The 22,875-nt window shown below is 66.0% G+C and carries 20 protein-coding genes and 1 pseudogene; 9 read left to right on the forward strand and 12 right to left on the reverse strand.

Going from position 1 to position 22,875, the window contains the following annotated elements; all coding sequences use genetic code 11:
• Window positions 1–3 precede the first annotated feature (3 nt).
• The 5 genes and pseudogenes from ACZ7L7_RS33160 to ACZ7L7_RS33180 all read left to right on the forward strand — a co-directional run bounded on the left by ACZ7L7_RS33160 (window position 4) and on the right by ACZ7L7_RS33180 (window position 5,504).
• A pseudogene (locus ACZ7L7_RS33160) lies at window positions 4–582 on the forward strand (Uma2 family endonuclease).
• 158 nt (window positions 583–740) lie between these two features.
• Complete coding sequence (locus tag ACZ7L7_RS33165) at window positions 741–2,018, forward strand: aspartate kinase (protein WP_093721916.1); 1,278 nt, start codon at window positions 741–743, stop codon at window positions 2,016–2,018.
• Window positions 2,018–3,076: an aspartate-semialdehyde dehydrogenase gene (locus ACZ7L7_RS33170; protein ID WP_472077828.1), complete on the forward strand. Its 1,059-nt coding sequence runs from the start codon at window positions 2,018–2,020 to the stop codon at window positions 3,074–3,076. The genes ACZ7L7_RS33165 and ACZ7L7_RS33170 overlap by 1 nt, the downstream gene beginning before the upstream one ends.
• A gap of 554 nt (window positions 3,077–3,630) precedes the next feature.
• Window positions 3,631–4,242, forward strand: coding sequence for a SigE family RNA polymerase sigma factor (locus tag ACZ7L7_RS33175; protein WP_453600506.1), 612 nt, complete (start codon window positions 3,631–3,633; stop codon window positions 4,240–4,242).
• Window positions 4,239–5,504 carry a hypothetical protein gene (locus ACZ7L7_RS33180; RefSeq protein ID WP_472077829.1) on the forward strand — a complete coding sequence of 422 codons (1,266 nt, stop codon included), beginning with the start codon at window positions 4,239–4,241 and terminating at the stop codon, window positions 5,502–5,504. Before ACZ7L7_RS33175 ends, ACZ7L7_RS33180 begins: the two co-directional genes overlap by 4 nt.
• A 343-nt stretch (window positions 5,505–5,847) precedes the next feature.
• Here the strand turns inward: ACZ7L7_RS33180 and ACZ7L7_RS33185 are convergent, their stop codons facing one another.
• Window positions 5,848–6,633: an SURF1 family protein gene (locus ACZ7L7_RS33185; RefSeq protein WP_285514274.1), complete on the reverse strand. Its 786-nt coding sequence runs from the start codon at window positions 6,631–6,633 to the stop codon at window positions 5,848–5,850.
• A 46-nt stretch (window positions 6,634–6,679) separates the two neighbouring features.
• Complete coding sequence (locus tag ACZ7L7_RS33190; RefSeq protein WP_285514273.1) at window positions 6,680–7,054, reverse strand: nuclear transport factor 2 family protein; 375 nt, start codon at window positions 7,052–7,054, stop codon at window positions 6,680–6,682.
• 117 nt (window positions 7,055–7,171) lie between these two features.
• Between ACZ7L7_RS33190 and ACZ7L7_RS33195 the strand changes: the two genes are divergently transcribed.
• The 3 genes from ACZ7L7_RS33195 to ACZ7L7_RS33205 all read left to right on the forward strand — a co-directional run bounded on the left by ACZ7L7_RS33195 (window position 7,172) and on the right by ACZ7L7_RS33205 (window position 10,836).
• Window positions 7,172–8,998 carry a S9 family peptidase gene (locus tag ACZ7L7_RS33195; protein WP_285514272.1) on the forward strand — a complete coding sequence of 609 codons (1,827 nt, stop codon included), beginning with the start codon at window positions 7,172–7,174 and terminating at the stop codon, window positions 8,996–8,998.
• Window positions 8,999–9,133: 135 nt separating this feature from the next.
• A complete protein-coding gene (locus tag ACZ7L7_RS33200; protein WP_472077830.1) occupies window positions 9,134–10,144 on the forward strand; it encodes a permease in 1,011 nt (336 codons plus the stop codon).
• Complete coding sequence (locus tag ACZ7L7_RS33205) at window positions 10,141–10,836, forward strand: TIGR03943 family putative permease subunit (protein ID WP_472077831.1); 696 nt, start codon at window positions 10,141–10,143, stop codon at window positions 10,834–10,836. The genes ACZ7L7_RS33200 and ACZ7L7_RS33205 overlap by 4 nt, the downstream gene beginning before the upstream one ends.
• Here the strand turns inward: ACZ7L7_RS33205 and ACZ7L7_RS33210 are convergent.
• From ACZ7L7_RS33210 to ACZ7L7_RS33235, 6 genes are all read right to left on the reverse strand, one after another.
• Window positions 10,815–11,021 carry a DUF4287 domain-containing protein gene (locus tag ACZ7L7_RS33210; RefSeq protein ID WP_285514269.1) on the reverse strand — a complete coding sequence of 69 codons (207 nt, stop codon included), beginning with the start codon at window positions 11,019–11,021 and terminating at the stop codon, window positions 10,815–10,817. The genes ACZ7L7_RS33205 and ACZ7L7_RS33210 overlap by 22 nt on opposite strands.
• 90 nt (window positions 11,022–11,111) lie before the next feature.
• Complete coding sequence (locus ACZ7L7_RS33215; protein WP_453600315.1) at window positions 11,112–11,837, reverse strand: PaeR7I family type II restriction endonuclease; 726 nt, start codon at window positions 11,835–11,837, stop codon at window positions 11,112–11,114.
• A 12-nt stretch (window positions 11,838–11,849) separates the two neighbouring features.
• Window positions 11,850–13,526 (reverse strand): Eco57I restriction-modification methylase domain-containing protein, encoded by a 1,677-nt coding sequence (locus ACZ7L7_RS33220; protein WP_472077832.1) that lies wholly within the window; start codon window positions 13,524–13,526, stop codon window positions 11,850–11,852.
• A gap of 429 nt (window positions 13,527–13,955) precedes the next feature.
• Window positions 13,956–14,375 carry a hypothetical protein gene (locus tag ACZ7L7_RS33225; RefSeq protein WP_453600310.1) on the reverse strand — a complete coding sequence of 140 codons (420 nt, stop codon included), beginning with the start codon at window positions 14,373–14,375 and terminating at the stop codon, window positions 13,956–13,958.
• An 854-nt stretch (window positions 14,376–15,229) separates the two neighbouring features.
• Window positions 15,230–15,655 (reverse strand): hypothetical protein, encoded by a 426-nt coding sequence (locus ACZ7L7_RS33230; RefSeq protein ID WP_453600307.1) that lies wholly within the window; start codon window positions 15,653–15,655, stop codon window positions 15,230–15,232.
• A gap of 424 nt (window positions 15,656–16,079) precedes the next feature.
• The gene (locus tag ACZ7L7_RS33235) at window positions 16,080–17,306 is read right to left on the reverse strand and encodes a hypothetical protein (RefSeq protein ID WP_453600304.1); all 1,227 of its coding nucleotides are present in this window, start codon (window positions 17,304–17,306) and stop codon (window positions 16,080–16,082) included.
• Between the two features lie 715 nt (window positions 17,307–18,021).
• Between ACZ7L7_RS33235 and ACZ7L7_RS33240 the strand changes: the two genes are divergently transcribed.
• Window positions 18,022–18,153 carry a hypothetical protein gene (locus tag ACZ7L7_RS33240; RefSeq protein WP_365805306.1) on the forward strand — a complete coding sequence of 44 codons (132 nt, stop codon included), beginning with the start codon at window positions 18,022–18,024 and terminating at the stop codon, window positions 18,151–18,153.
• Window positions 18,154–18,361: 208 nt separating this feature from the next.
• Here ACZ7L7_RS33240 and ACZ7L7_RS33245 read toward each other — a convergent pair whose 3' ends face one another.
• From ACZ7L7_RS33245 to ACZ7L7_RS33260, 4 genes are all read right to left on the reverse strand, one after another.
• Entirely contained in the window at window positions 18,362–19,090 is a 729-nt protein-coding gene (locus tag ACZ7L7_RS33245; protein WP_472077833.1) for a GIY-YIG nuclease family protein, read from the reverse strand.
• The gene (locus tag ACZ7L7_RS33250; protein WP_453600298.1) at window positions 18,985–19,926 is read right to left on the reverse strand and encodes a hypothetical protein; all 942 of its coding nucleotides are present in this window, start codon (window positions 19,924–19,926) and stop codon (window positions 18,985–18,987) included. Before ACZ7L7_RS33250 ends, ACZ7L7_RS33245 begins: the two co-directional genes overlap by 106 nt.
• Before the next feature lie 90 nt (window positions 19,927–20,016).
• Window positions 20,017–20,274, reverse strand: a complete 258-nt coding sequence (locus ACZ7L7_RS33255; protein WP_453600295.1) for a hypothetical protein — start codon at window positions 20,272–20,274, stop codon at window positions 20,017–20,019.
• 247 nt (window positions 20,275–20,521) lie between these two features.
• Window positions 20,522–22,498: an ATP-binding protein gene (locus ACZ7L7_RS33260; RefSeq protein ID WP_453600292.1), complete on the reverse strand. Its 1,977-nt coding sequence runs from the start codon at window positions 22,496–22,498 to the stop codon at window positions 20,522–20,524.
• Window positions 22,499–22,875: the final 377 nt, after the last annotated feature.

The following is a 22,875-nucleotide window of genomic DNA, read 5'->3' on the forward strand; positions in this document are numbered from 1 at the left end:
GCCGTGACCCCCAGGACCGAAGACCGGTCGCTGATGTCCGTCGAGGAGTTCGAGGAACTGGAACGCCATGCGCCGGAGACCGTGCGGCTGGAGTTCATCAAGGGAAAGGTCCAGGTCAAGGCCGTGCCGGAGGGCAACCACAGTGAGACCTGCATGTGGCTGCTGGAGCAGTGCATGCACCTGCGTCCGGACCTTCGGCTCTATCCGGAGCGCGGACTGAGGACCGAGGCCTACCGCAAGGGACGGGCCCGCGCGGACGGCATCCTCGCGCCGAAGAGAAGCCTCAAGGGGCACGGCGAGTAGTCGGACGCCGCGGGCGTCCTGATGGCCGTCGAGATCACGTCCCACGACGCGGACACCCACCAGCGCGACCGCGTGGACAAACCCGAGGCCTATGCGGCCGTGGGTATTCCCGTCTACCTCCTCATCGACCGTGACGACTGCTCGGTCGTCGTCTTCAACCAGCCGGAGGACGGCCGCTACCGGCACACGGAGAAGCTGCCCTTCGGCGCCGCCGTCCAGCTCCCGGACCCGGTGAACATCACGCTCGACACGGAGCCCCTCAAGGAATTCGCGGACTGAGAATCCCAGCGCCCTGTGACGCGTCGCACTTTTCCCGACCGGCATTGCCGGGCATGCGCTGACCTGGGCGCCGGAATCTCACGATGCGATACCAAGAAGGTGAAATTCCCGCGCTCGTTAAACTGAGCCGACACACACGGACTGAGCGAGGAGCGCACGTGGGCCTTGTCGTGCAGAAGTACGGAGGCTCCTCCGTAGCCGATGCCGAGGGCATCAAGCGCGTCGCCAAGCGGATCGTGGAAGCGAAGAAGAACGGCCACCAAGTGGTCGTCGTCGTTTCCGCGATGGGCGACACGACGGACGAGCTGATCGATCTCGCCGAGCAGGTATCCCCGATGCCTGCGGGGCGTGAGTTCGACATGCTGCTGACCGCCGGAGAGCGGATCTCCATGGCACTGCTGGCCATGGCGATCAAAAACCTGGGCCACGAGGCCCAGTCCTTCACCGGCAGCCAGGCCGGCGTCATCACCGACTCGGTCCACAACAAAGCCCGGATCATCGATGTCACGCCGGGCCGTATCCGGCAGTCCCTGGACGCGGGCAACATCGCCATCGTCGCCGGTTTCCAGGGCGTCAGCCAGGACAAGAAGGACATCACCACGCTCGGCCGCGGCGGTTCCGACACCACCGCCGTCGCCCTGGCCGCCGCCCTCGACGCCGAGGTCTGCGAGATCTACACCGACGTGGACGGCGTGTTCACCGCCGACCCGCGCGTGGTGAAGAAGGCGAAGAAGATCGACTGGATCTCCTTCGAGGACATGCTGGAGCTGGCCAGCTCCGGGTCGAAGGTGCTGCTCCACCGCTGTGTGGAGTACGCCCGTCGCTACAACATCCCGATCCATGTGCGCTCCAGCTTCAGCGGGCTCAAGGGCACCTGGGTCAGCAGCGAGCCGATTCAGCAAGGGGACAAGAAGGTGGAGCAGGCCATCATCTCCGGTGTCGCGCACGACACCTCCGAGGCCAAGATCACGGTCGTCGGCGTGCCGGACAAGCCGGGCGAGGCCGCCGCGATCTTCCGGACGATCTCGGACGCCGAGATCAACATCGACATGATCGTGCAGAACGTGTCCGCCGCCTCCACCGGCCTGACGGACATCTCCTTCACCCTCCCCAAGGCCGAGGGCCGCAAGGCCATCGACGCCCTGGAGAAGAACAAGCACGGCATCGGCTTCGACTCGCTGCGCTACGACGACCAGATCGGCAAGATCTCCCTGGTCGGCGCCGGTATGAAGACCAACCCGGGCGTCACCGCGGACTTCTTCACCGCGCTGTCCGACGCGGGCGTGAACATCGAGCTGATCTCCACCTCGGAGATCCGTATCTCGGTGGTCACCCGCGCCGACGACGTCAACGAGGCCGTACGCGCCGTGCACACCGCCTTCGGGCTCGACTCCGACAGCGACGAGGCCGTCGTCTACGGAGGCACGGGCCGCTGATGTCCGGCACCCGACGGCCGACACTCGCGGTCGTGGGAGCGACCGGAGCGGTCGGCACGGTGATGCTCCAGATCCTGTCCCAGCACGCGGACATCTGGGGCGAGATCCGCCTGGTCGCCTCACCGCGCTCGGCCGGCCGCAAGCTGGCCGTGCGCGGCGAGGAGGTCGAGGTCGTGGCCCTGGCCGAGGAGGTCTTCGACGGGGTCGACGTCGCCATGTTCGACGTACCCGACGAGGTCGCCGCCCAGTGGGCCCCGATCGCCGCCGCGCACGGCGCGGTGGTCGTGGACAACTCCGGCGCCTTCCGCATGGACCCCGAGGTGCCGCTGGTCGTCCCCGAGGTCAACGCGCACGCGGCCCGGACCAGGCCGCGCGGCATCATCGCCAACCCCAACTGCACGACCCTCTCCATGATCGTGGCGCTCGGCGCCCTGCACGCCGAGTTCGGGCTGCGCGAGCTGGTGGTCTCCTCCTACCAGGCGGTCAGCGGCGCCGGCCGGGCCGGCGTGGAGACCCTGCGCCGGCAGCTGTCCCTGGTCGCCGGCACCGAGCTGGGCACCAGCCCCGGTGACGTACGGCGGGCCGTGGGCGACGACACCGGGCCGTTCCCGGAGCCGGTCGCGCTGAACGTCGTGCCCTGGGCCGGGACCTGCCGGGAGGACGGCTGGTCGTCGGAGGAGATGAAGGTACGGGACGAGTCCCGCAAGATCCTCGGCCTGCCCAAGCTGCCCGTGGCGGTCACCTGCGTCCGCGTCCCGGTGGTCACCACGCACTCCCTGACCGTGCACGCCCGCTTCGAGGACGAGGTCACCGTCGCGCGAGCCCGCGAGATCCTCGCCACAGCCCCCGGAGTCGTCCTGTTCGACAACCCGGAGGCGGGGGAGTTCCCCACACCCGCCGACGCGGTGGGCACCGACCCCACCTGGGTGGGCCGGGTGCGCCGGGCCCTGGACGACCCGACCGCGCTCGAACTCTTCGTCTGCGGCGACAACTTGCGCAAGGGAGCGGCGCTGAACACGGCGCAGATCGCCGAACTGGTGGCGACGGAGTTTTCGTGAGCGGGGCCCTTGGCCGGAAAACTCCGGGGTCATGCCGCGAAACGTTTGTAGGATCTGCGTGAAAGATGTGCGTCGGATAATGGTCCGTACCACTTGAACAGGACCTCTTCGGCGTTCGAAGATTTCCTCCCCGTCCCCCGCAACCGCGCGGAGGGCGGGGAGCGTCTTTGCGGTCACCCTGTGGTGGGCGCACGGGCGCGTTTTCGGGCGTGGGGACGCCAAAGGCAGGGGCGCGGGGACGTCGCGGGTAGGGCGTACGGACGTCGCGGGTAAGGCGTATGGACGTCATGGGCGGCGTGCGGGCGCCACGGGCAGGGCGTGGGGACGCCATGGGTAGGGCGTGGGACATCCGTTTATATGGGACATAGGGGAAGAGCGGGACGCATGAGTGCATGTGAGGTGCCATCAGCCGTGCTGCCTGACGCAAAAGTGACGTCCGGCACGTACAACCCTCTCGGGGGTAGACGTGTCCAACTGGCGTGGCAGAGGTACTCGACTTCCCTGCGGCGCGCGGCACGGCCCTCCGGCCGCCGCGCCCCTACCGACGCACCCGCATGTCCGGTACGCCCGGCGGCATGCCGGTGATCGCACCCATGCCCGCAGCGCGGCCCACCCGCATCCCCAGTCAGCGCGACGGCTCCGAGACGCCCTATGCCGAGGAGACGGCGGCCGCCGGTACGACGGTCGACCACCTCACCGAGACCTACCGCGCCCACTACCGGTCGCTGCTGGGTCTCGCGGCGCTCCTGCTCGACGACACAGCCTCGTGCGAGGACGTCGTCCAGGAGGCGTTCATCCGCGTCCACTCGGCACGCAAACGGGTCCGGGACCCGGAGAAGACCCTGGCCTACCTGCGCCAGACGGTCGTCAACCTCTCCCGCTCGGCCCTGCGCCGCCGCATCCTCGGCCTGAAGCTGCTCTCCAAGCCGATGCCGGACATGGCGAGCGCGGAGGAGGGCGCGTACGACCAGTTGGAGCGCGACTCCCTGATCAAGGCCATGAAGGGTCTGCAGCGGCGCCAGCGCGAGGTCCTCGTGCTGCGTTACTTCGCCGACATGACCGAGGCCCAGGTCGCCGAGACCCTCGGCCTGTCCCTGGGCTCGGTGAAGGCATACGGCTCGCGCGGCATCGCGGCGCTGCGGGTCGCGATGGAGGCGCCGGCATGAGCGCCGACCACGACGAACGGCGGCGCCACGTCCCCGGGGACGACCGGACGCCTGAGCAATCGCACGGTGGGAACGAGACGGTGAACGACGGCCGGGACGGCCTGAGCGAGGACGAGGCGCGCGCCGACGGGCCCAAGGATCTTGGCGGCCTCGACGGCCTCGACGGCCTCGACGGCCTCGCCGGGCTCGACCGGCTGAGGGCCGCGGTCCGGGGGACGGACGAGCCGTCCGACGGGGACACCGCGGGCCCGGACGACCTGGACGAGTCGGACCTGCGGCAGCTGCTGCAGAACGCGGTGCAGGACATCGAACCGCGTGAGGGCACGCTGGAGCACCTGCGGCGGGCGGTGCCGGCCCGCCGGGCGCGCAAGCGTCAGGCGCTGGTCGGCATGGCGGCGGCGGCGCTGTTCGTCGGTACGGCGGTCCCGGCGCTGGTGCATGTGTCGAAGTCGACCGGGTCGGGGGCCAACCCGTCGGTCGCGGGACTCGGCACCGAGGCGCAGGGCGGTGCCACGCAGGGCCTGGACCCCGACGCGGGAGGCGGCTCGTCGGCGGGTGCCGCGGACAAGTCGGAGAAGACGGACCCGGGCGGCGGGGAGAAGGACAACGACGGCAAGCAGACCGGCGGCGACCCGTCGGGCGGCTCGGCGGACCCGCAGGCGACGACCGACGGGAGCGGGGCGGTCTGTACGGCGGAGCAGCTGACGGTCGCCGGGGCGAGCGCGGGCACGCCGGACACGGGCGGCGCGGTCTACGGCACGTTCCGCTTCTCCAACGCCTCGGCGTCGGCGTGTACGGTCACCAGCCCGGGCACGCTGAGCGTGGTCCCGGGAGGGGCGGCGGACCCGACGAAGCTGTCGCAGGCCCGGCACACCTCGGGCGACCCGGCGACGTCCCTGCCGGATCCGTCCGTGGAGCTGACGTCCTTGCTGCTGCAGCCGGGCTCGGCGTACGAGGTGAAGTTCGCGTGGGTCCCGTCGGAGACGTGCCCCACGAGCGGCGGCAACACCGGCGGTACGGTCGGAGGCGGCGGCGACCCGACCCCCGACCCCACCCCGACCTCCGGCACGGGTACCACGGACGGCACCTCCACCGGCGGCGACACCGGCACCTCCACCCAACTCCTCACGGAGGACGGCCCGGCCGACGGCACGGTAACCATCACCAACACCCCGGAACCGGGCTCCCCCCCAGCCCAGACCACCATCCCCAACGCCTGCGCGGGCACGGTGTACTGGACAGGAGTCCTGGCGGGGGCGTAGCGGGACAGGGGCGCCGCGGCCATCCGAACGGTTGGGGCGGCGCCCGCCCAGGCAGTCGGGACTGCTGTATCTACGTAGCTTCGGGCGACCGACAGCGCCGAACGTCCGTAGCCGCGGGCAGTCGGCACCGCCGAACCCGCCGCCGCTGCGGGCAGTCGTGCCGCTGGGGCGGCACGGGTGGGCTGGGGGTCCCCCCTCTGGGGGAGGCACCCCGCACGCGCGGGCAAGCGCACCCACCCCCACGGCGACCCCAGCGGACGGCTCCTACGAAACCCAGGGCACCGCAATCAACGGCGGCGCCCCGCAAATCAACGGCACGGCACCGCAATCAACGGCGGCCCCGTCAGACCCCCACCCGCTCAGAACCCTCCGCCTCCACCAACCCCAGCTCCGCATCCCGCGCAAACTCAACCTCACGCCGAAAAAGCCGGAACCACATAAAAACCACAAACCCGGCGAAGACAAACCACTCCCCGGTATACCCAAGGTTCTGGAACGCCTTCAGATCCAGCCCGGAATCCCGAGCCACACTCACCGGCACGGCCGCCATCCCCCCGTCCCCCGAATTCAGCGTCACCCACGCGTCATAAACGTCGTAAGACACAAGATTCACAAGAGACGCCGCGGAGATCGCCCCCACCTGCCCCCGAGGCAACCCCCCATACCCCGGCACCCCGTTCTCCCCCGGCTGCTCGGAGGCCTGCAGCGCCCCCGTAACAGTCACCACCCCCGAAGGCGCATCGGGCACCGCAGACGCGTCCACATCCCCAGGCACCCACCCCCGCACCACCGGAAGCGCGTCACCCCCCTCGACCCGCAGCAGCGAGAGCACATAGAACCCCCGCCGCCCGTCGAGCTCCCGATCGGGCACCAGCAACTGATCCGCGTACCGCCCGGTAGCCGTGACCTGCTTCCCCACGGTCGCCTTGTCCACAGGCAGCAGCTCCGACAGCGGCCGAGCCGCCTCCCGCCCGGCAGAGGCGACCCGCTCCTCGGCCCCCCGGTGATCGGCCACCCGGTCCTCGAACCGACCCAGCTGCCACGACCCCATGAAGACGCAGAAGGGGATGGCGAGCAGTACGAAGAGGTTGATCCCCCACCAGCGGGGCGTCAGCAGAAACCGGTACACGCCACCACGGTACGGGCACCCCCCACCCACCCGGCCCGCGGGGGGTTCAGTACCGCTCGGTCAAATGCTCCCGCCCGGCCGGCGGCTCATAGGGCTCGGGCCAGAAATCCGTGACCGCCACAATCCGCCCCTCCCCGTCCCCCCGGAAAAACGAAATCCCCACGTGCACGTCGTCCCCGTCGGTCACCCGCACCCAGGACACGGCTTCCCCCGCGTCCGCGACAACCCGCTCCACCCGCACATGCCAGTCCCCGGGGAACTCCCGGTTGAACCGCACGTACGCCTCCCGCCCCCGCACCCGCTCCCGGCTCATGGGCGCCTCGTAGGCCACGTCCTCGGCGAGCGTCCCCGCGAACGCCTCCCAGTCCCGGGCCTCGGCGGCGGCCCAGAACACCTCCACGTTCTTCCGCAGTTGTGTCATGCCGCCCACTGTGCACCCCACCACTGACAGCCACCCCGCGGCGGACCCGGCGAAAGTTGTCCACAGCCTGAGGACCAGGCCAGACACAATGTCGGCGATCCCGTGCACTATGGGGCCATGACTGAGAGCAACGGGTCCGCCGCGCCGGATCAGCAACAGCAGAACCGGGACATGCCGGACTGGGAGAAGCGTTTCCGGGCACCCCGCGTGTCCCTGCCGGACTGGGCGGAGGACGCCCCGGACCGCTCCCTGTTCGTGTCGAACGCGACGGGGACGTACGAGCTGTACGCCTGGGACCGCGCCACGGGCGAGCAGCGCCAGGTGACTGACCGCCCGAACGGCACGACGGACGGCGTGCTGTCCCCGGACGGCGCCTGGATCTGGTGGTTCGACGACAAGGACGGTGACGAGTTCGGCGTCTGGCGCCGCCAGCCGTTCACGGGCGGCGAGGACGAACTGGCCACCCCGGGCCTGGACCCCTCCTACCCGGCGGGCCTCGCCCTCGGCCGCGACGGCCGTACGGCGATCGTGGGTCGCTCCACGGACGACGAGGGCACCACGATCCACCTGGCCCGCACCGGCGAACCGCCGACCGTCCTCTACCGGCACCGCGAGTCGGCGGGCGTCGGCGACCTCTCCCACGACGGTTCGCTGATCGCCATCGAGCACACCGAGCACGGCGACGCGATGCACTCCGCCCTGCGCGTCCTGCGCCAGGACGGCACCACGGTCGCCGAGCTGGACGACACCAAGGGCGGCACCGAGGAGCTGGGCCTGGAGGTCCTCGGCTTCGCCCCGGTCGAGGGCGATACCCGTCTGCTCGTGGGCCACCAGCGCCGCGGCCGCTGGGAGCCCCTGGTCTGGGACGTGTCCACGGGCCGGGAGACGGACCTGACCCTGAACCTGCCCGGCGACGTGAGCGCCGAGTGGTACCCCGACGGCTCGGCCCTGCTGGTCGGCCACAGCTTCGAGGCCCGCAGCGAACTCTTCCGCTACGACCTCACCACCCACACCCTGACCAGGATCCCCACGCCCCGGGGCACGGTCTCGGGCGCCACGCCCCGCCCCGACGGCACCGTCGAGTTCCTGTGGTCCTCGGCCGCCGAGCCGTCGACGGTCCGCTCGACGACCGGCAAGGTCGTCCTGGACCCGCCCGGCATGAAGTCCCCCGGCTCGGTCCCGGTCGAGGACGTGTGGGTGGACGGCCCCGGCGGCCGTATCCACGCCCTGATCCAGAAGCCCGCCGGCGCGACCGGCCCGCTGCCCACGGTCTTCTCCATCCACGGCGGCCCGACCTGGCACGACAGCGACGCCTTCGCGGCGGGCCCCGCGGCCTGGGTGGACCACGGCTACGCGGTGGTCAGGGTCAACTACCGCGGCTCCACCGGCTACGGCCGCGCCTGGACGGACGCCCTCAAGCACCGGGTCGGCCTGATCGAGCTGGAGGACATCGCCGCGGTCCGCGCATGGGCGGTCACCTCCGGCCTCGCCGACCCCGCCCGCCTGATCCTCACCGGCGGCTCCTGGGGCGGCTACCTCACCCTCCTCGGCCTCGGCACCCAGCCCGACGCCTGGACCCTGGGCATCGCGGCGGTCCCGGTCGCGGACTACGTCACGGCGTACCACGACGAGATGGAGTCCCTGAAGGCCATGGACCGTACCCTCCTCGGCGGCACCCCCGAGGAGGTCCCGGACCGTTTCGAGGCATCGTCCCCGATCACCTACGTCGACGACGTGAAGGCCCCCGTCTACATCTCGGCCGGCGTCAACGACCCCCGCTGCCCGATCCGCCAGATCGACAACTACGTCAAGCGCCTGGAATCCCGCAACGCCCCCCACGAGGTCTACCGCTACGACGCGGGCCACGGCTCCCTCGTCGTGGACGAGCGCATCAAACAGGTCCGCCTGGAACTGGACTTCGCGTCCCGCCACCTGCCCCGCTGACGGACCAGGGCGCCTTCCCCACCGCAGGGAGGGCGCCCTTGAACGCCCCTTCCCGCCAACCCGTAAGAAAGGGAAGCAGAAGGCGCCCTTCAGCACGCACCCCACCCCACCCCATCCCACGGGAGACGCGACCCATTGGCGACCCCAACCCGCCCCCGCCCCTCCCAGAAAGAACCGAAACCCACCGCCGCCACCGCCCCCACCGACCGCACCCCACTGACCCTGATCACCGTCCTCATCCTGGCGGTCCTGGTACAGAACCCGCTGCGAGGAGCCCTCTCCTCCCCGGTGATGCAGACGTGGACGACGGTGTTCGTGGCGGTCGTCGTCCAGGCGATGCCGTTCCTGGTGCTGGGCGTCCTGCTCTCGGCGGCGATCGCGGTGTTCGTACCCCCCTCGTTCTTCACCCGCGCCCTCCCCACGCGCCCGTCCCTGGCGGTCCCGGTGGCAGGCGCGGCAGGCGCGGTACTGCCGGGCTGCGAATGCGCGTCGGTCCCGGTGACCGGAGCCCTGATCCGCAGAGGAGTCCCGCCGGCCGCGGCGCTGGCCTTCCTCCTCTCGGCCCCGGCGATCAATCCCGTCGTCCTGACCGCGACGGCGGTGGCGTTCCCGAACACCCCGCAGATGGTCCTGGCCCGCTTGGTAGCCAGCCTCCTGGTCTCCTGCGCGATGGGCTGGCTCTGGCTGCGCCTGGGCCGCACGGACTGGCTGCGCCCCCCGACCCACCCGTCCCACGAGGGCAAGCCCCGCGCAGCGGCCTTCTGGGACTCGGTCCGCCACGACGTACTGCACGCGGGCGGCTTCCTGATCCTGGGCGCCATGGCGGCGGCCACCCTGAAAGCAGCGGTACCGGAGGCCTGGCTGAGCGACCTGGCGGCGAACCCCTGGGCGGCGATCCTCGCCCTGGGAGTCCTGGCGGTCGTGCTCTCCCTCTGCTCGGAGGCGGACGCGTTCGTGGCGGCATCGCTGACCCACTTCTCCCTGACGGCCAGGCTGACGTTCCTGGTAGTGGGCCCCATGGTCGACCTGAAACTGATCGCGATGCAGGCGGGAACCTTCGGCCGCTCCTTCGCCCTGCGCTTCGCCCCGACGACCTTCCTCCTGGCCGTGGCCGTCTCCACAGCGACCGGAACGGTACTCCTATGACCCGCCAGGCCCAGTCGGCGCTCCTGTTCCTGCTGGGAGCATCCCTGCTCCGCGCGGGCACCACGGACCTGTACCTCCGCTACGTGAAAGAGGGCCTGCGCCCCCTGCTCCTGCTCTCAGCAGCGGTCCTGATCACAACCGCGCTGGCCACACTCTGGTACGACCGAAAGTCAGGCACGGCACCCCACAAGCCCCCCAAAACCACCTGGCTCCTGACCCTCCCCATCCTGGCCCTGATCCTGGTGGCCCCACCGGCCCTGGGCTCCTACACCGCCGTACGCGCGGGAACGGCCCTGCAAGAGCCGTACGCCTACGACCCCCTCCCCCCGGACAACCCCCTGAGCCTCCCCCTGACGGACTACGCGGCACGAGCGGCCTACGACAAGGGCCGCACCCTGAAGAACCGTCACCTGCGCATCGAGGGCTTCGTAGCCACACCCCCGTCAGGCCCCCCATACCTGGTCCGTATGACCCTGAACTGCTGCGCGGCGGACGCCCAACCGGTAAAGGTCGCCCTGACCGGCGAGGTCCCCCCGGTCCTGCGCCCGGACACCTGGCTACGAGTAGAGGGCACCTACACCCCCGAAACAACGAAGGACCCGGTGAACGGCGCCCTCATCCCCTACCTGAAGGTGACCAGGGCAACCCCGGTGAACCCGCCCAAGGACCCCTACGACGCACTGGCCCGGTAGTACGCGACGAGCGCATTGGCATGCCCGTGCCCCATCCCGAACTCCCCCTTGAGCCACGCCACGAGCTCCATGTGCTTCTCCAGCGGCGACCCCTTGATGAGCCCCAGCCACTCCTCGATCGACCGCCCGTACTTCTTCTCAATGGACGGAAAGTAGCTGGCGGGCCCCTTGGCGGCAGCGGTCATGACGATGATCTCCTGTCGAGCGAACGACCGTGACGCGTAGAGGACCGAGCCGGCCCCCAAAACTCATCGGTCCGCGCCGGAGACAACTGACTAACCGGGAAACCCAAGGCCCTTGAGGTACGTCAGACGCGCGTTGATGGCCGCCGAGAAGTGACGCCAGTCGAGCCTGTCGACGGGCTCGTGCGGTTGGGGGTCGGCGGCGGAAGAGGTGATGTAGCAGGCGGCGTCGTAGAGCCGCTCGGACAGCAGCCGCTGGCAGAAGACACCGAAGCGCTCCTGGTAGGACATGCCTTCCCAGACCGGCTCCACCGGCAAGGCACCTCTGGCCGGCCTGACGGGCCTACGCGATCCCGCCTCGTCCTGCATGATGAAGAAGTACCCGAGCCAGGGCTCCTCGCCCGGATACAGCTCGGCCAGGGCCGCATGGCGCAGGTCGACGGCGCTGCCGAGCGCTTCCTCGACCCGGTTGTTGTAGTTGTTGCCGAACGACGGACCGCCGAGCGCCTTCAGCTCGAAGGCGGCCACCAGGGTGCGCCGGTGCACGACGACCAGGTCCCACTGCTTCTGCGGCCGGAAGTAGCCGGGCAGTTCGAGCCCCTGGGACTTGCTGACACGAATGCTCTCGGGCGGATACCCCGCGTCGAGGAAGAACTTGGCCAGCAGCACGGCGATGGCGTCGAAGTGCTTGCCCCCGCGCACGGAGCCCGCCGTACCCGCCCCCACGGCGGCCTTGATCGCGGACTGCTCCCGCTGCAGTTCCTTGGCGCCCCAGTACGCGGCGACGGCGTCCTCGAAGTCCTGGCGGGTAACCGTCAAGATCGGTTCCTCCTAGTCAGGCAGCTCGGCGAGCCCGTAGACACGCAGAGCGACCTCGGTGGCAGCCTCCACATCGCGTCTGCGGAAGGCGTCGGCGAGAGCGGCCCCGTCGCTCTCACTGATCGTCGCCGGATCCGGTACCCGGATCTTCCGGAGGTACTGGGCCTGGAACCGGAGGGTGCCCCCGCGCATCTTGACCGCGTACGCCTCCACGAACGCCTCCGCGACCCTGGACAGCAACAGGCCACCGAGTACACGCATGTCCCAGACGTCCGAGACGATGAAGTACAGGTTGTGGTGAGGGTACAAGCCCCCTTCATCAAGGACCGGATGGATCCTCAACTTCATGTCCGGAAACAGCAGCTTCTGCCGACGGGTGAGCCGGTGATCGACCTTGTCGATGGTCTTGTACCAGCGATGGGGCTGCTTGACCGCGACATAGCGCTTGCGCAGAACCTCACTGTGCCTCTCGAAGTACGCGGCAAGGCGCGGATAGCCGCCGAGGTCGACCAGATCACCGTCGGCCGCCCAGGGGTTGACCAGGTACGTGCCGTCCCAGTCGATCGTGCCGCTGGTCGTGTCGCGCACCATGGCCATGGGCAGCAGCCGGTCCGCCTCGACAAGCCCAGGGTCCTTGGTGAGAAAGACCTTGTCCGCGCCGGTGGCGATCCCGATACCCACCCTGGTACCGGTCTCGGGGTCCTCCAGCAGCCGGAACCGCTCGGTGAGTTCCTCCAGCACAGCGAGCCGCGCGGGCGAGGCGGCAGGCCAGGAATCCTCCTCCGGAAACCAATGAGGCATACGAGCAGCCTCGTACGACCCCGTGGAGACCGCGGACGATTCGCCTCCCACATACCAGTCGACGAAGCCCCGAGCCTGTTGCGCCCCGAAGGAGCGATCCGCATCCGCGGCAACCGCCGCGCCCTGGGCCCGGTTCGAGATGAGCGTAATCGCCGGATACGCCGAAACCTGCTCCTCAAAGGCATCGACATCATGCATCACGAGCGCGAGATCCATGCTGAAGTGCCGGGTCACCAACTGGCGAAGCCGCCGCCCGTACTGGTTCCGCATCCAACGATCGGCGCAGATGAACCCCAGCTGTCCACCTGGGTTGAGACTGCGCAGGGCCACCTCATAGAAACCGACGTAGACGTCGGCGCGCCCCCCCATGGTGGAGCAGGCCTGCCGGTAAGCGGCCATCCGATCATCGGGAACGTCTTCGAGACGGATGTACGGAGGGTTGCCGACGACATAGTCGGCACGGTGCTCGTCATCCGACTGAAGCAGGTAGTCCCCCCGCCGCACCCATGCTGCAGCGACCTTCTTGGCGTCCTCCGCCCCCCACCCCTCGTCCCTCAGTACTGTCACGATCAACGACCGGCTCTGCTCGACATTCCGTTCCAGCAGGTCAAAGGCACGCACGGCGGTAATCGCATCGGTGATGGGCCGCCCGTGCTCTCGGCAGGAGCCACTAACCCTGGAGGCAACGACAGCCAGAAACGCCCCGCCCCCACAAGCAGGCTCCACGAGCCTCCGCTCGCACAGATCCTTCTCCGCCGTATAGCCCAGAAGATCCAGAATGAGCTCGACCACCCAAGCCCGCGTAAACACCTCTCCGTGCTCCACGGCCTCCCGCAGAGACTCGGGCAGGGAGAGGTCGTCGGTACTGAACAGCGCGCTTGTTGCCACGCGAGGACAGTACCGCCCACGCCTGACAGGCCGGCCGGACGCACACACAGAAACAGGTGGGGCACCTACTGATCCAGTAGGTGCCCCACCTGTTGTCACATCTGTCGGGGTGGCGGGATTTGAACCCACGACCTCTTCGTCCCGAAGCAACTTGGGTGGGGGTTGTGCCTTGGGCTGGTTTGCCAGTGAACTGCGATGACGGTCCGCAGACGTTCGCGCTCGTCCGCTGCTGTTCGTCGGCGTTGTCACGCAGTTAGACACTCAGTGCGGCGGCAGGGGACGGTGGTGCAGTGCCCATGCCCGCGGAAGCGGACCCAGGCGAGTCTGGCAGGTGGTACTGGCGCACGCTGTTGACGCTGCTGCTACGTCCGCAGGGCGTATGCCGGGCAGCATTGGCGTACGCCCCAAAGGTTCATTGGCCTGCCAGTTTCAGTCGCGCACCACTCGAACCTTGTGGAGCATTGTTACTCCCTCTGGTAGCGCATCCAAGCCTTCCTTATGCCCTTGGTACGTGACTCCGGAAAAATAATTCTGGATCGCGATGGCGCCTTCCGTGTCGACTAGCGCGACGTACAAATCAAACGCCTTCTTATGGTCGCCGTTTGCGCCGATGCGAACCGACGGGCCACAATCCCATTGATCTTTCTCTACCAGGCAAGCTTTCCTCTTCGGGTAATAAAGGCCTGTCTCTACACTTCTTGTGATCGCCCAGACCGCGTACCCTTGCGGACGGTTCTTGATCTGCCCTGCAAATGCTGTAGTAAGTCCGATACTCGGGTTTTGGGGCGCGCTAATTCCGGCAGAGGGCTTCGGTTTCGGCTTGTCCGTTTCCTGCGTCCACCACCCCATGCCGAACCCTCCTGCGAGGGTAAGTACCCCCACCAAAACGTGGCTGATCGCATTTGTCAGGGTAGGGTGCCTCTCCGTCCAAGGGAGCGCCGAAGGGGTACCAGAGCTTCCCGGCGGAGCTGGCGTTGGAGTGGAGGAGGGTGCCGATGGGGGAGCCGACATAGTAATCACCTGATTCCATCAAGTCAGCAGATATTCCTTACCACCTCCCATCTGGCTCCCGAGTGGTGCGATTAAACAATTAAGGAATCCGTAAGAGTGTGCGATAGATAGTCCTAACGGTGCATGGTCGCCTTCGAGAGGCTCATTATTGGCGTCCCACCCGGCCGAGTGCCACAGAACACGTGTGACGTGGCGCCTCTGCGGACGGGACTGACTGGAGCGGAAGCCGCCTCGGGACGCCGTTGACGCAACTCCATAGATGCAACCGCTGCATCCGTGGGGCACGACCTCTGAGGTGAGGTCCGAGCTAGGACAACACGCCTTCCAACTGTGGGGGTGGGATGGTGGGACGTGTGCGGGGGCGTTCGCCGGGGTTCACGCGTGGTTAGTCGGCGGAGCACACCTGGCTCCTGGTCTGGTCTGAACGGCTGTGAACGGGGCTGAATGAGACGGAAACTGAGACCGGCCTCGCTGTGCTGATCTAGAGCGAGGCCGGCCAACGGGCCGCAAAGTGTCAAATGCCTCGTAGCGGTCGCCGTAGGGCACAGCAGTTGGCGCCACTGCCATCGCCGTTCGAACTGCTCAAGTACCAGTACTTATTGTTGATCGGCTTCACAGGGCACAGCCCATGGGACCCCAGGATGATCTCGGGATAGGATAGAGCCATTCGTCGTCCCAAGTCGGCTCGCCCATTACACAATCACGAGGAACAGAACCCACATGATCCCTGCAACGACTGGCATCAGGTACGCCAGCAAGAGTTTGGACTCCATGCCTGGCGAACTGGCGTAAGAGACCATCTCCGCATAGTCAGGCAGCCGGGAGGCGGCGTGGCGTTCCAGTCGGCGGGCGAACCGCAACTGCCGGTGAGCCATGTAGAACCAAGCAGCTGAGGTTATGAGGCCGAAGGTGGCGAGTACGCGTAGTACGAGTAGATCTTCACCGGCACGGTCGCTGTTGCCTGAGGCAAGCAGAGCCGAATAGGCGACGATCAGGAGGGACTCGGCCAGCAGGAAGACGTTCCCAACCTGGAACACCATCCCACCTTCGTAGATGAGTTGTTCCCATAGGCGAGCTTCTTCGGCTCGTTGCTGCTCGTTATGTCCGGGTGCCGACATGCGATGGGTTTGCCCACCTTGGCCTAGAACATTCGATTCCGGTACGTTCGCTAGTGCTCCCTTGCGTCGTCGTTCGGCCGTGTAACGGGCTTTGGATGGTCACCGCAGCTGGACGCAACGGGGGCCAAAGCGAAGCGCTCGACGTACACGCCTTCAGACTCTCAGCTTGGGAAGCTGAGGTGATCTAGGAACTGCCGCTAACCTGACCTGCGATGGAAACAGCTGGCGCCCAGTAGGCGGATCCTCTGGTTTCCCCGATGTTCCCCGCGGTTCCCCGCACAATCTGGCACGCGTCTGGCACGCACGCGTCTGGCACGACCTGTACGTCTCGAACTCTCGGTTGCATGGCCAGTGGGGGTGGCAATCCAGGGGCGCAGCGGATGTCCGTGCCCAGCTAGTGCGGCATGCCCCACCGCAAGGGCGGTTACGACGAGACAGTAATGAACCGGGGAACCATCAGGTCAGCAAATGGGGTACGCACGTCAGGTGCGACCACGGTGGTGACGTCGCTGCCAGCGGCCTGGGCGGCACGGAGAACGCTGTGGAGGTCCCCACTCGCGATGGTCTCTACCGGGCAATGCAGACATTCGCCCATCCGCGCATGTCCACTTTCGGTCGCTGACAGCGCGCGAGTGTGTGCGAACACCTCAGCTGGGCCGTCGGCGCGTATCGCGTACCAAGTTCCCTGGCGTTCCGCTTGTTGGAGCGCCCCAGCGACACCCGGGTACATCGGCAGGTGGACGCGGCCCTCGTGGACGCGAACCACGAAGACTTGGTCCAGGTGGTCGCAGGTGTCAGGCTCGGGCGCTGCCTCCTCGAACCAGGCGATCGCCTGCGTACGGCTGCCTGGCCCCCATAGGTACTGGGCTGGGAAGTGCGTGGTGGCGTGTCGAGCGTCGTACTCCATCAAGTTCGGATCGTCACGCTCGCCGGGTGAGAAGACCGCGCGGACCAGTACGTAAGTGAGTTCGTCGTCCTTGTCTTCAAGGGCCAATTGGGCGGCGTGTCCGGCTACCACTGAGCCGGTGGTGCTGTCCCAGCCGATGGCCACCACGTCGCGCGTGATAGGGGCTGGGTAGAGGCGGCCGCCCGGCGTCGAATGGCCCCACAGATGGTTAATGATCTCTGCGAGGTCGGACAAGGCTCTGTAGGCCTCGACAGGCGTGAGGAGGTGGAACGTACCGTGGGCGGTCAGGTTCCGGAGGGCCTTCTTGGCTCGCTCGTTGTGCCGGTTCCGCTGTCCGCGCACCAGCCCTTCGCGCCGCGCCCACAGCAGCAGACCGTCGAGCGTCGCGTTGAATCCCCTCCAGGTGTTTGAGGTTCCCATGCGAATCTTGGATCCACGAACCTTCTTGTACTGCTCGTAGAAGTCCGGGTAGGTGGTGTAAATGATCTGGTGTTCACACGCCGCTCTGTCCTGGACGGTAATCCTGCCTCCGTGGTGGGCGGCGAACCGGTCCCGCAGTGCCTGTTCCAGGGTCAGTTGGGCGGCGTCCGCGACCAGAGTGAACAGGTCGTAGCACAGAGCCCCCTGGACGTAGCCGGCGCACAGTTGCTCGAACTTTTGCCGGGTTGTCTGTGCCACGTCGTCGGCCAGAACGAGGTTGGCAACGAGACGCTGTTGATAGTCCGCGGCGTCCTCGGCCTGCATGGGTCCACCGAGGCCGAGTGGCGTGAAGTGGAGGACGCGTGGGTCTACGGCCTGGAGTCCTGCGAGGGCGTGCGTGCTCGTCGTGGTCACCGGTGCGGCCCTTCTGAAGCGACGATGGTGAACGCAGCAGGATCGGGCCTCCCCCTTGCCGGGCGCAACCCGATTGATGCTCCAGGTAGCCTTCGAACCTGCGACACCTGCTTTAGGAGTTCGATCCGCACCCGCTTCGGACGCTGCCGACGGCTGATGCCATGGCCGGACAGGGTTGCAGTTGTACGCCTCCGTCTGGCGCCGTTGATGTCAGCCGTGGATGTCAGAGGCCTTCGGATTCGTAGTTCTGCTGGATCGGTCACCGCTGGCCGCCCCGACCGCGTCGCGGCCTGCGAGGGCAGTCGCCTTGCATGCCGTACCTCTGGCCAACTTCGTTACAGGTAGCCCTTGCTGAGTCATAGTCAGGCATGCTAGGTTAATCTATGACTCGGGTATCCGACACGCAGCGGGTGAGGGTAAACCTCTCCGTGGATGATGTCAGAAGCCCCAGAGTGTGAACATTGTCAATCTAATATCTGGAACCGAAATCATAGCCTGATTTCTTTTTGCGCAACATTTCTGTCGCGCAAATTGAAGTCGGGCTTTTTTGTTTTCCACTACTAGGAAGGGTAGAGGCTCCATCCGGCGCCTCTACAGATTGGAGGCAAAGCAAAAGATGAGAGACATGTTCAAGGAAATGGGGCAGACGGTTCGGTTCGCCATTGCCGATGAGCGCCGAACCGCCCGCCTGAAGTCCCTGGTCGTGACGACGGCAATCGTCCTGACTGGGAGCTACCACATCCTCTTCGTCAAGTAGCAGCGACCGGAGGATCTAGCAACACAGTACGGTGGGCTGTGGCTTCTGCGCTACAGCCCACCGTGTATCACCAAAGACGACCAAGCCGCTAGCGAGGCTCAGCGCGGCAGCTGCCAGCGGCACCGGCGTGTCGACCTCTCTCACCACGCACTCCAACTCCCATTCGGTGCGTCAACGACTCCGCCCGGCGGTCGGTCCATCCGATGGTCTACGAACTGATGGGCAGCTCCCGTGCTCGCTCGCGGGCTTGGGCCCGCATCTCCTTCAGGCGGCTATGGAACGCGTTGTGGCGGTTCTGGTCGAGATTCAGCGGGAGGTCGAGTCGGGAGATGAGCTGTGACTCAAGGCCCCACGGTTCGCTCTGCTCGATCCAGCACACTTGAGCGTTGTCCGCCATCCACTGGCTCAGGGTGGCTTCGCCGGCCTTGCCGAAGGTCATCCGCTTGCCGCTGCCCACGCGGCGCAGCTCGAGTCCGAGCAGGCAGCCCAGGGTGAGTCGCAGTGTCGAGCCGGCCGCGTTGCCCCGGTAGTGGTAGCGCACTCGCTTGCGCAGGTTCTGAGTGCTGGTCCGGTTCGCCATGTACCGCGGGGCTATCCCGACGTACAGCAGGCGCCCGGCGTCCAGGTCTCGGTGGGGCGGCTCCGTAAAGTGCCACCCATAGACTCCCGCCACCGCTGGGACTGGGCTCCGGCGCACCAAGACCTCCTGCGCCGACCACAACCGATCGGGACTGACGATAGTGGTAGCTTCCACGAACCCTCCAGGGTTGTCACGCGTGATCACGCACGCGACTGGTCGAGGCGGACGGTAGGTGCCTGCGAACGAACCCTTCAGCTCATGCTTTGCGCTTCCCCTCGCTCCTTCTTCCTGTAGACCGTGCCGCACCGGAAACAGAGACCAACTTCCTCGTTCTTGTCCGCGGCGGTGGTCACCCACATGATCATGTGCTCGCTTCCGCAGTCGGGACAGTCCACAGCGCCAAGGGATTCGTCCTGGCCGAGAACATCCATCCAGTAGAGGATGACGGCGTCCACTGGCTCCAGGAACGCCAGACAGAAATGGCAGGTTACGAGATCCCCGCCGCCGATGACCAGCGCCCATTGCCTGCACTGGGGGCAGATAACGGTTCGGTCTTCACGGCCGCTGAGTATGCCCGTCAGCTCCTGCATCCGGTTCTTCACGAGAGCTTCGATGTCCCGGAGTTTCTCCCGGACGGCCTCCATGGTCTCCTCTACCAACTGCGCTTCGGAGGACAGAACCGGGTGCAGGTGAAGAGGCACGAAGTCCAGGAGAAAGCTCAGAACTCGGGCGGCGCGAGCCTCGACTGCGTACGCGTTCGCCGTGTGGCCGTAGTGGGTCAGTGCGTTCCTGGTCTCGGCAAGGTCCTTGATTGCCTCACGTTGGTCCGAGGTGATCGGCACGTCGGCGATGCTGACTAGGCGGTCCAAGGCGGCGTCCATGGTGCAGCTGTCGAACTTGCCCTGCTCGAAGGCGGCGCGCGTGGCGTTGCCGGGGTTCTTGAAGACGAGACTCCAGTGTTCGCGTACGAGCCGCGCCTTGAGGAGAACCTCGGCGGCCGCTTGCAGGTGGAGTACGGCGTACTTGAGATCGCGATCGCTGAGAGGACGGTCAGGTGCGAGCAGCTCGGACACTTTCGTCGTCGGTGGCGGTGTCAGACCGAACGCGTCGAACAGCACACTAGCGCTGCCACTCAGGTACAGGACAGCACTGCTGAGGTAGTCCATTCCATTACGGACCGGCGTGAAGTCCATGTCGGGACGCCGGCTGGGTCTCTGCGGTCTCTGCTCGTTCGATTGGTCGCCCACTGGACCCCCTGGGTTGCTGTTCTCAGTCTCGCTCTACTACGGACAAAAAATGGAAAAATTCCCCGACTGGCTCACTACGGGCGAGCGGCCGGATTCATCCGTGGGCGTCCGCGGTTGTCCATGCACGACACGTTGGGCGCCCTCGTCTTGTAACGCTTCGGCAAGCGTCTGATGGACCGCCGCGAACGGCTGTCCCGCATGTGAGGCGCGGGTCCGATACACGACCCGCTCGATCTTCGCGAAGGCTGCAACGATTGGCATTTCCTTCTCGTACTCACTGGGGTCCACGGTCATGGGCTGAGCCGATCAGCGCCGATCGATCGGGGCAAGGTCACCAGCAAGCCATCAGCTCGGGAAGCCGGCCCAAGAGGCCGAGGCGGAGCTAGCGCTTCGCAGATACGAGCTTGAGCTTGACGCGCTGCAATCACCTGCAGTCGGTTGGCCGCTGACCTGGACGGACGATTTACCCAGCGCATTGACGGCTGCGCTTACTTGCATCGGATCCCTACTTGAGGCTTTCTAGCCCTGGCTATGAACCGCGTTAGCTGGCCTCTTCCTCATTAACCTCTTGGGTGTGCCTTTCCAGGGCATCGGGCAGCAGGCCGGAGTGGTGATGTTGCAAGTACTCGATCGCTTGCTCAACCGTGGGATCATGGTCAAAGTTCTCTTGGAAGTAGTGAAGCCTCCCCTTGCACTCTTCAATGATCTCCGACCACTTCTTAACCCACACCCGTACAGTCATGGGCCCACGCGAGAAATCCCAGACGCACCCATGAGGCTTATCCCTCTGGTCTACCTCCATATCGACCATTCCACCGATGCCCGTCGCGATGAGCCAGAAGTCCCATTCAACATTTACGTCGGCGAACTGAGGATCCATGGCCACGGCTTTTGCATAACTCTTAATTTGCCTAAGTTCGTCGTCGCCGGCGTTGACCTTCGGCGCCTTCAGCTCCACCACGAGGTGTTGCCTACGGTCGTGCTCTTTTCGAGCACGGGACAGCATGAGGTCGACGATTCCAACGGTCCCGTCCTCGCGAAGCACCGGGCTTGGCTCACGTTCTTCGCGTCCGAGGATGTGCAGGTGCCTGTCTAGCACGGCGTTCAGAGACCTGTCGCTTACAAGCAGGCTGAACTGTTCACCAAAGATCCACGTCTCGTTTTCGAGAATTTTATGGAGTTGGGTTCGCTCTTTAACAAGCTTGCGAACTTCCGGATCAAAGACCATGTGAGAAAGGGCGGCCAGGAAGTCGAGTCTGTCCGCAACACTGCTGGATGCCTTTATGATACTCGACAAGCTAGTGCGGTCCAGCAGCCGACTTAGCTCCGTCTTGTCTTCGGAATTGAGGCGGAACACCTCATCGAGAATCCTATTGACGTTCTCCGGCTGATGCTTCACCGACTCACGTAGCAAGGCGAGGGTCGCTTTCAAGTGCTTCTGTGGACGGGGCATGTGTCGTTGGATAGTCGTCGCTACGATGTCGAAGGTGTCGCGCTCGACTCTCTCCGTATCGGAAGACGGGTCACCTTGATATGGGTATAGATCATTCTCCTTCCATTTTTCGACGATCTCGTGACGACGCTCGACGGCGCGAAACTTGAAATGATCCCGAAGAATCGACCTGCTTGCCGCTAGAAGAGAACTAACAGGACCATAGGCTGCCTCGTCAAGCAGAAATTCGCCCCGGTGTTGGGGCATATCTGCCCACAGTACGTACGCAGTGAAATCGAATCCCGGAGCCTGAATTCTTGCGTCAACGATGTCTATGACCACGCCGTCGACATCGCAAAGGTGTAGTTCGCGATCCACGCGCATGTCCCACTCTATGACGCGGAGAGTCGCGCGGTTGTCAACACCATCGTGCGAGAATTCGACGGGATATGTTTTCTGGTTCTGAATTACCGAAGTGGGGTCAATGCGCTTCCCGTCGTAGCGAATCTCGACGTCGGGAAACATTGACAGATAGGGGGCGAACTCTGTCGTGATTTGCGATAAGGCGCGTTCCTGAATGAGCTTATTGAGTACTACAGCCTGCCTGCCCCACGCCTCGAAGACGGTTCCGGTATCCCCCGAATGTGCCGTCGCTTCGGAAATGTCGAAGTCGTTTCGTGAGGACCGGTGAGCCGTGATTATGGTCGCAAAACGACCGCCGACGGCGTCGGCGACAGTAGTCCATTTGATGGACGAGCCGAGGGCAAATCCGCGCAAGCGTCCTTGGCCTGTGCGACCATGCAGAGGTCGACCAAGTCTCTCGCTAACCCTTTGCATTTTCTTCCAGGAGCCGCCGATCCTGCCAAACGTCAAGCTGCATAGCTCCGGGGACATGCCGTCGCCGTCATCCGTCACAGTGATCTTTTCCACCGTATCGGTGGCAGATCTTTCGATTTCGACGGTCACCTTAGTGGCGTTCGCGTCTAATGCGTTCCAGATAATCTCTTTCACTGCCCCGACGGGGTCGTTCTCGCGAGCAAGACGCTCCACATGGTCTTCAGCGGCCTCAAGGTGTACCCGTCGCATGCGCACAGTTTGTCATTGCTCGGTCACGCTGCATAGACCACGGATAGTGGGCGACGGTGCGAGAGGTCGGCGGAGCGGGTTTGGCCGGTGGCCTGCCCGGTCTGGGGTCGAGCATGATCAGGGGGCCGTACGCTGGTTGGCAACTCGGGCAGGCTTTGGGCCTGACCGCAATTAGCACGAGTGGCCCCCTGGTCTTGCTCGACGCGGGACCCTGACCGGGGAGGTGGCTAAAGCCGTGGAGCCGACCGCCCCAGCCACGACGTGCCCCTTCTCTGACGTTAGCCTCGCGCTTTCACGGGGCGAGTTGTCCGAGGCTTGATCAAATAAGCGGAGAGTGCTCCTGACCTGCAACGATGGGACTTGTCTAGGGTCCAGGT

The sequence above is a fragment of the Streptomyces sp. NPDC110618 genome (genome assembly GCF_055657065.1).